At 54.2% G+C, this 6,701-nt stretch carries 6 protein-coding genes and 1 pseudogene; 3 read left to right on the top strand and 4 right to left on the bottom strand.

Going from position 1 to position 6,701, the window contains the following annotated elements; genetic code table 11:
• Positions 1-260: 260 nt before the first annotated feature.
• Both CSE6_RS25635 and CSE6_RS25640 read right to left on the bottom strand, forming a co-directional pair.
• A complete protein-coding gene (locus tag CSE6_RS25635; RefSeq protein WP_059441862.1) occupies positions 261-1,034 on the bottom strand; it encodes an SDR family oxidoreductase in 774 nt (257 codons plus the stop codon).
• A gap of 20 nt (positions 1,035-1,054) precedes the next feature.
• A complete protein-coding gene (locus CSE6_RS25640) occupies positions 1,055-1,468 on the bottom strand; it encodes a thioesterase family protein (protein ID WP_059441863.1) in 414 nt (137 codons plus the stop codon).
• A 140-nt stretch (positions 1,469-1,608) separates the two neighbouring features.
• Between CSE6_RS25640 and CSE6_RS25645 the strand changes: the two genes are divergently transcribed.
• The 3 genes from CSE6_RS25645 to CSE6_RS25655 all read left to right on the top strand — a co-directional run bounded on the left by CSE6_RS25645 (position 1,609) and on the right by CSE6_RS25655 (position 4,744).
• Positions 1,609-2,313, top strand: coding sequence for a Crp/Fnr family transcriptional regulator (locus CSE6_RS25645; RefSeq protein WP_059441864.1), 705 nt, complete (start codon positions 1,609-1,611; stop codon positions 2,311-2,313).
• A gap of 127 nt (positions 2,314-2,440) precedes the next feature.
• Entirely contained in the window at positions 2,441-3,808 is a 1,368-nt protein-coding gene (locus tag CSE6_RS25650; protein WP_059441865.1) for an MFS transporter, read from the top strand.
• A gap of 45 nt (positions 3,809-3,853) precedes the next feature.
• Positions 3,854-4,744 carry a 3-keto-5-aminohexanoate cleavage protein gene (locus CSE6_RS25655; RefSeq protein ID WP_059441866.1) on the top strand — a complete coding sequence of 297 codons (891 nt, stop codon included), beginning with the start codon at positions 3,854-3,856 and terminating at the stop codon, positions 4,742-4,744.
• Positions 4,745-4,763: 19 nt separating this feature from the next.
• Here CSE6_RS25655 and CSE6_RS25660 read toward each other — a convergent pair.
• Positions 4,764-5,914, bottom strand: a pseudogene (locus CSE6_RS25660) (IS3 family transposase).
• A 251-nt stretch (positions 5,915-6,165) separates the two neighbouring features.
• The coding region (locus tag CSE6_RS25665) for an SDR family oxidoreductase (protein WP_083994845.1) at positions 6,166-6,701 on the bottom strand (536 nt) is incomplete at its 5' end.

A 6,701-nucleotide genomic window follows, 5' to 3' on the forward strand; every position in this document is an offset into this window, starting at 1 on the left:
CCGCATCCCCGGCGGGTCAGTTATGCGTGGAAATTAACAATACTGAGCCAAAAAACCACTTTAGACGAGGCGCGCGCAGGCTTGTTGCAAGATATCCACAAAACAGGAAGCGTTTATGGTTGAGGTTGCCCCTCAAAAGTGGAGTTCTTAGCTTTGTCCAAAATGGGCGTTGTTGCATTGACGGGAAGTCCCTGTAATGCAACAACGCCCTGTCATTCTGGACAGCCCCACCCAAATGAATATGGCTACCAGAGCAAAACTTAAGAAGCGCTTTGCGAGTCACCATCAATCGGAATCATCTGTCCGGAAATAGAGCGAGCCGTCTTCGAAGCAAGGAATAGAGCCATTGCGGCGATGTCAGCTGGGTCGACAAAACGTTTGATAGACTGATTTGCCAGTGCAGCGGCGGCTTCCTGTTCAACACTGCGTCCCGAAGTTGCTGATCTTCCTGAGAATACATTCTTGAGACGTGGACCATCCACGGCTCCGGGCAAAATAGCGTTGACGCAGATACCAAATTCACCCAGTTCGCGGGACAGCGTTTTGGTCAATCCAATTAGCCCCCACTTCGTGGTGGAATAGGGACTGCGATTCGGATACCCAAAGCGTCCAGCCAACGAGGACATGACAATGATCGAACCTGCCTGCGACTGCTTAAGGTGCGGGATCGCAGCCTGCGTCACGGCAAAGGTGCCTGTGAGGTTTACGCGTATCACGGCCTCCCAGGCCTCAAAGTCCATCTCCTCGACGCTGGCAGTCGGCCCCGAAATACCTGCATTGTTCACCAGTACATCCAGACCGCCCATGGCGGTCGTGGCTGTCTGAACCATTTTCTGCACAGATTCACGATCCGAAATATCACAGACACTGCCTGTAATGCAAGGGTGCTTCGCACATAGCTCATCAAGTCCTTTGGCATCGATATCGCAGACATGGACGCGGGCGCCAGCGTTCGCAAACGCCAGCGCTATGGCTCGGCCGATGCCGCCAGCGCCGGCGGTAATCAACGCGCGTTGAACTGTAGTTGAAGTCATGAAGTCTCCTGTTGAGAGGGTCAGCGGCACGCCTCGATGATGAAGTCGGGGACTGGTACGGCCTTGAGTATTCCGTCATCTCGGCGCACGCATAAAGCCCGTGTTTCACGCGCTTCACAGATCAGCGTGTCTGCACGCATCACACGGTGGTGATGGGTAAACACCTTGCCGCGCCACTCTTGCACATTGCTCTGGATGGTTAGCTGCTCGCCATAGGTCGCTGACACATGGTAGCGAGTATGTATCTCGAGCAGCGGCGCCCCGACACAGCCTGGCAATGCGCTCATGGAGTGCCATGGAGGCAACCCGCAAGCTAGGAAATAATGGTGCGATGCGGCATCCATCCAACGGGAAAAATTGGGGAAGAAAACGATTCCAGCAGGGTCGCAATCCCCGAACTGGATTTCTACACTGTAGTCAATGGTCCGACTCATGGCTTTCAAATGGCACTTCAAATGGGATAATTTTTCGCAGTTGATCCCATGCAGTCAGTCGATAGCTTGACACTTCAATTAGGTATTTACCCTGGTTAACTGGACTGGCGACCTGCATTTGCCCCCTGAAAGATTCTTTAATGACTCGCCTTCAACGCGTGCGCACACCATCTCTGACCCTAGAGGAGTTGCTGACGCAGTCCGCTTGGTTCACCGCCCTTGATGAATCAACGCGCGCGTTGGTTCGTGCGGAAGCTAGTGAACACGCCGTTTCACAGGGCGAATCCATCGGTCGCTATGGGGAGCATCAGCATGCTTGGTATGGCGTACTTGAAGGGCTGATTAAATGGTCTGTCACGTCCGCAGACGGACGCTCGATTACGCTTGGAGGACAGTCTGTTGGTAGCTGGTTTGGTGAAGGCTCCATCATTCGAGACCAACCACGCCAAGCCGACCTTATTGCTCTGCGGCACAGTCGCATTGCCATGATTCCCCACAGCACATTTGCTTGGCTACGCCGCAACAGCCCGGTTTTCAACGAGTTTCTGTTGCAGCAGGTCAATGACCGGCTGCATTGGTTTATGGGCAACTATGTGGCACAGCACCTGCTTGATACCCCTAGCCAAGTGGCGCGCGCCCTGGTGGGACTGGTGCACCCCCTGCTCAACCCTCGCGGCGAAATGTACCTGTTGCTATCACAGGAGGAGCTGGCAAATCTAGCTGCTGTATCCAGGCAAAGCTGCAATAGTGCTCTGTCGCGCTTCAAAAGCCAGGGACTAATCAAAAGTGAATATGGCGGCATCGTCGTGCTCGACTTACCAGGTCTGCAAAAGCTTGCCCAGTAATTGCCGCTTCAAAGTAATCGCACCGGGTTTACCCTGTCTTCAACTGTCGGTGCATCGACTGCACTGATGCCTGTCTCCCGGAATGATCCACGTAATGGCTTAAAGCCATCATTTCAGGAGACAAACAATGAATTCTGCCCCCCTCTCGGCCTCACAAGGCTCAGACCTCCACCGGCCTGCTCTGGCCGCCTCGGAGGACAGCGTCTATCGCAAGATCACATGGCGCGTCATGCCCATCGTGCTAATTGCCTATGTTTTCGCGTTCCTCGACCGAATCAATATCGGGTATGCACAGCTGCAGATGAAGCAGGATCTGGCGTTCTCGGATGCGATCTACGGGCTCGGAGCGGGACTGTTCTTCATTACGTATCTGCTGTTTGAGGTGCCCAGCAACCTGTTGCTGGAAAAGATCGGAGCTCGCCTGACCTTTCTGCGCATCATGGTGCTTTGGGGTCTGGCATCATCCGCAACGGCGTTCGTCACCGAGCCATGGCATTTTTATGTCATCCGGCTGTTGCTTGGCGTATTTGAAGCAGGCTTTTTCCCCGGCATCATTCTTTATCTCACCTACTGGTACCCGAGCCATCGCCGTGGCCGCGTGACAGGGCTGTTTCTCTTTGGCATGCCTATCACCGGCGTGCTAGGCGGGCCACTGTCGGGGATGATCATGAGCGGCATGGAGGGCTTGGGAGGCATGCATGGCTGGCAGTGGATGTTCATTGTCGAAGGTCTGCCGACGATCCTGCTGGGTTTCCTGCTCTATCGTTTGTTGCCCAACAAGCCAGGCGATGCGCCCTGGCTCAATGCCAGTGAAAAAGCGCTGGTTGAGAAGGTGCTGGATGCAGATCACAAAGGAAGCTCCCAACCTGGCCACCACAGCAAGCTGACTGCCGCACTGGCGGATCCCAAGACCTATGTGCTGGCATTTATCTACTTTTGCTGTGCCTGTGCGGTCTACACCGTAACGTTCTGGCTGCCCACCATGGTCAAGAGCCTGGGTATCTCCTCCATCGGTGCCGTTGGCTGGATCAGCGCTATCCCCTATGCATTCGGTGCTCTCGGAGTCCTGATCATCAGCCGCAGCTCTGACCGTTACAAAGAGCGTCGCTGGCATGTCGGAGGCACCCTGGTAGTAGGCGCTGGCGCCTTGTTCGCCACATCTTTCATGGGGTCCAGCCTCATTCCCGTCATGGTGCTGCTTTGCGTTGCCGCATTCTTCATCTTCGGGGGTGGTTCACTGTTCTGGTCCATCCCTCCAACCTATCTGAGCCGCGACGCGGCTGCCGCTGGCATAGCGGTGATCAGCTCGCTCGGGATTCTGGGTGGCTTCGTCAGTCCAACTGTCATCGGCTGGATCAAAAGCATGACCGGCAGCATTCAGATGGGACTGGGTGCATTGATTGCGCTCGTCATTGCAGGAGGACTCACGATCCTGATTGGCCTGCCCAAAAGCGCCGTTCGGGTAGGGGCCAATCAGGACGCCTCGGCACATTAAACACCACCGATTATCGACACCACCTTCTCATCACGGAGACCGACCATGAGCAAACCCAAAGTCATCATCACCATCGCTCCAACCGGAGGCATGGCCACCAAGAAAATGAACCCCAACCTGCCCACGCAGCCGCAGGAAATCGCCGATGACACCTATCGCTGCTACAACGCAGGAGCCAGTCTTGTCGCTATCCATGCGCGCAGACCCGATGATGAGGCCACCTGCGATCCAGCGATCTACACACAGATCAATCGCCTGATTCGCGACAAGTGCGACATCATTCTTAACAACTCGACAGGCGGTGGCATCAATGGCGACATGGTCCGTGAACTACCCAATGGACTTTGGGAGATTCAGTGGGAAGAACGCCTGAAAGGCATGCAGGGCGAAGGCGTGGAAATGTGCACGCTGGATGCGCAAACCGTCATTGCCAGCTTTGGCGGCAAGGAAATTCTGGTCGCCACGCCTCCCACCTGGATCCGCAAAATTGCCACGATGATGCAAGAGCGGGGCATCAAACCCGAGTGGGAGGTTTTTGGACTTGCGGATATCGTTCAGGATGTGCAGCGTGCCCTCAAAGAGGGTCTTGATGAAGCTCCCCATTTCATCAATATTGTCACTGGCGCCAACGCCTTCCAAGGCGCACTTCCTTATACCCCCAAGCTCCTCCAAACCATGGTGGACCATCTTCCCCCAAAAACAGTGTTCAATGTGAGTGCTATCGGCGCAGCCCAATTGCCTGCAGCGATGAACTCGCTACTTTTGGGCGGACATGTCCGTGTCGGCCTAGAAGACAACCTCTATTATGAACATGGGGTACTCGCAACCAACATCCAACTAGTCGAACGACTAGTACGTTTGGTGCGTGAAATGGGCTTTGAGCCTGCAACTCCCGAGGAGGCTCGTCAAATCATTGGACTTCGTCCGCTTCGATAAGTGAATCGACCAGCATTTCCTAGATAGTTGCCAGCCTCACGGAATTGCGCCTCTCGAACTCTACGGGAGACAGGCCATCCGCAGACGAATGTCTGCGGATGGGGTTGTAAAACATTTCAATATAGCTAAACACATCGCTACGCGCCTCTTGCCTGGTTGCATAGACGTGCTTACGGATCCGTTCTCGCTTGAGCAATTGGAAGAAGCTTTCTGCCACAGCATTGTCATGACAGTTGCCTCGCCTGCTCATGCTGGGCTTTAAGTTGTGGCTGGCTAAAAACCTCTGCCACTCGTGGCTCGTAAATTGGCAGCCTTGATCAGAATGCACGATGACGGTCTCTCGTGGTCTTCTGCGCCAGATGGCCATGTGCAAGGCGTCCAAGGGTAATTGGGTGTCAATGCGGCTACCAGTTGCTCAACCCACTACTTGCCGAGAGAACAAGTCCATCACCGTTGCCAGATACAGCCACCCCTCGTGCGTGTTGATATAGGTGATGTCAGTCACCCAGATTTTATTGGGTGCATTCACGGTGAACTGCTGTGCGAGCAGGTTGGGTGCTACGACTGCAGGAGCGCCACCTCTGACGCGAGGACGTTTACCATAACCCCGCTGTGCTTGGATTCCAGCGCAACGCAGCAGTCTTGCCACGCGATGCCTGCTGCATTGCTCGCCCAGGTCACGCATATCCAGCGTCAGTTTGCGGTAGCCGTACACGCCACCGCTTTCTAACCAAGCCCGCTTGAGTAAACCCAGCAGGCGCTGGTCATCGATGGCTCGCTGGCTTTGCGGGTGTACTTTCCAGGCGTAATAGCCGCTGGGATGCACCCGCAGTACCCGGTACATACGAGTGACGCTGTAAATCGACTGATGCTTGGCAATAAAGGCGTACTTCAGTCGCACTGACGAGCAAAGTGCGCCGCCGCTTTTTTTAAGATGTCACGCTCCTCTGTAACGCGTTTGAGCTCTGCTTTCAAGCGCCGCATCTCTTCGCTTTGACTGGATTGCTCAAGCCGCTGCGCTGCAGGGATTTGCTGCAACTTAATCCACTTGTACAGGCTATGCGTGCTCACGCCTAAGCGGCGTGATACATCGGACACGCTGTGGCCGTGTTCAATGATTTGCTTGGCAGCTTCTGCCTTGAATTCTTCTGGGTAACGTTGTGCGTTCATATGAGCTCCTATTTGAACGGAAATAGGAGGCTGTGAACTATCTACAAAACTCTGGTCGATTCACACCGCGCACCGCCTCCAGTGCGACTTTGACTCTGAAGGTCGCGCTGTGTTTGCGTCTTGATTTGATGGTCATAGATTTCTCCAGGTTCGGCCTGCTGGCAGGCCGTTTTTGCGGGAAGAAATCTCGCTTAGCCAGCTGTTCAAAAAACCGAGGCCGCTTCTATGCAACAGCGTCCATCAGAAACAATTTACGTTGCACGCATCATATTTAATCCACCGGCAACCCAAAATGACTGGCCTGTAGAGTAAGGTATTAAGCCTTGAGCAAGTGTGCTAACCGTTCGCCCAACATCCTTGGGTGTGCCCCAGCGAGGAATTGGCACGCGGCCATCGGCTATCCATTGATCTATGACGTCACTGCCTGCTGAGGCTGTCATATCGGTGCGCATGAAACCTGGGCGCACCTCATGTACGGCAATATCTGCATTTGCTAATCGAACTGCAAATAGTCGTGTAGTCGCTGACAGCGCTGCTTTACTCACACAGTATTGAGCACGGTCGGGCGAAATCATTTCAGCAGCTATCGAAGTGATCATTACAACACTGCGGTGATACGGATTGACGTCTTGTTTAACCAACAGCTTTGCAAATGCTTGGGTTAGAAAAAAAGTACCGCGCAAATTGATATCTAGCGATCGATCAAAGGCTTCTGGTGATAACTCGAGCAAGTCAGTCAACGGTCGCGCTGCAATTCCGGCGTTGTTCACCAGGCATGTCAAAACAC

It is taken from the genome of Comamonas sp. E6 (assembly GCF_001010305.1).
Classification (GTDB): Bacteria; Pseudomonadota; Gammaproteobacteria; order Burkholderiales; family Burkholderiaceae_C; genus Comamonas; species Comamonas thiooxydans.

Bases quoted from the DNA above. Each gene is read 5' to 3' on its own strand.
- CSE6_RS25635 (WP_059441862.1), bottom strand. From the start codon at position 1,034: ATGACTTCAACTACAGTTCAACGCGCGTTGATTACCGCCGGCGCTGGC.
- CSE6_RS25640 (WP_059441863.1), bottom strand. From the start codon at position 1,468: ATGAGTCGGACCATTGACTACAGTGTAGAAATCCAGTTCGGGGATTGC.
- CSE6_RS25645 (WP_059441864.1), top strand. From the start codon at position 1,609: ATGACTCGCCTTCAACGCGTGCGCACACCATCTCTGACCCTAGAGGAG.
- CSE6_RS25650 (WP_059441865.1), top strand. From the start codon at position 2,441: ATGAATTCTGCCCCCCTCTCGGCCTCACAAGGCTCAGACCTCCACCGG.
- CSE6_RS25655 (WP_059441866.1), top strand. From the start codon at position 3,854: ATGAGCAAACCCAAAGTCATCATCACCATCGCTCCAACCGGAGGCATG.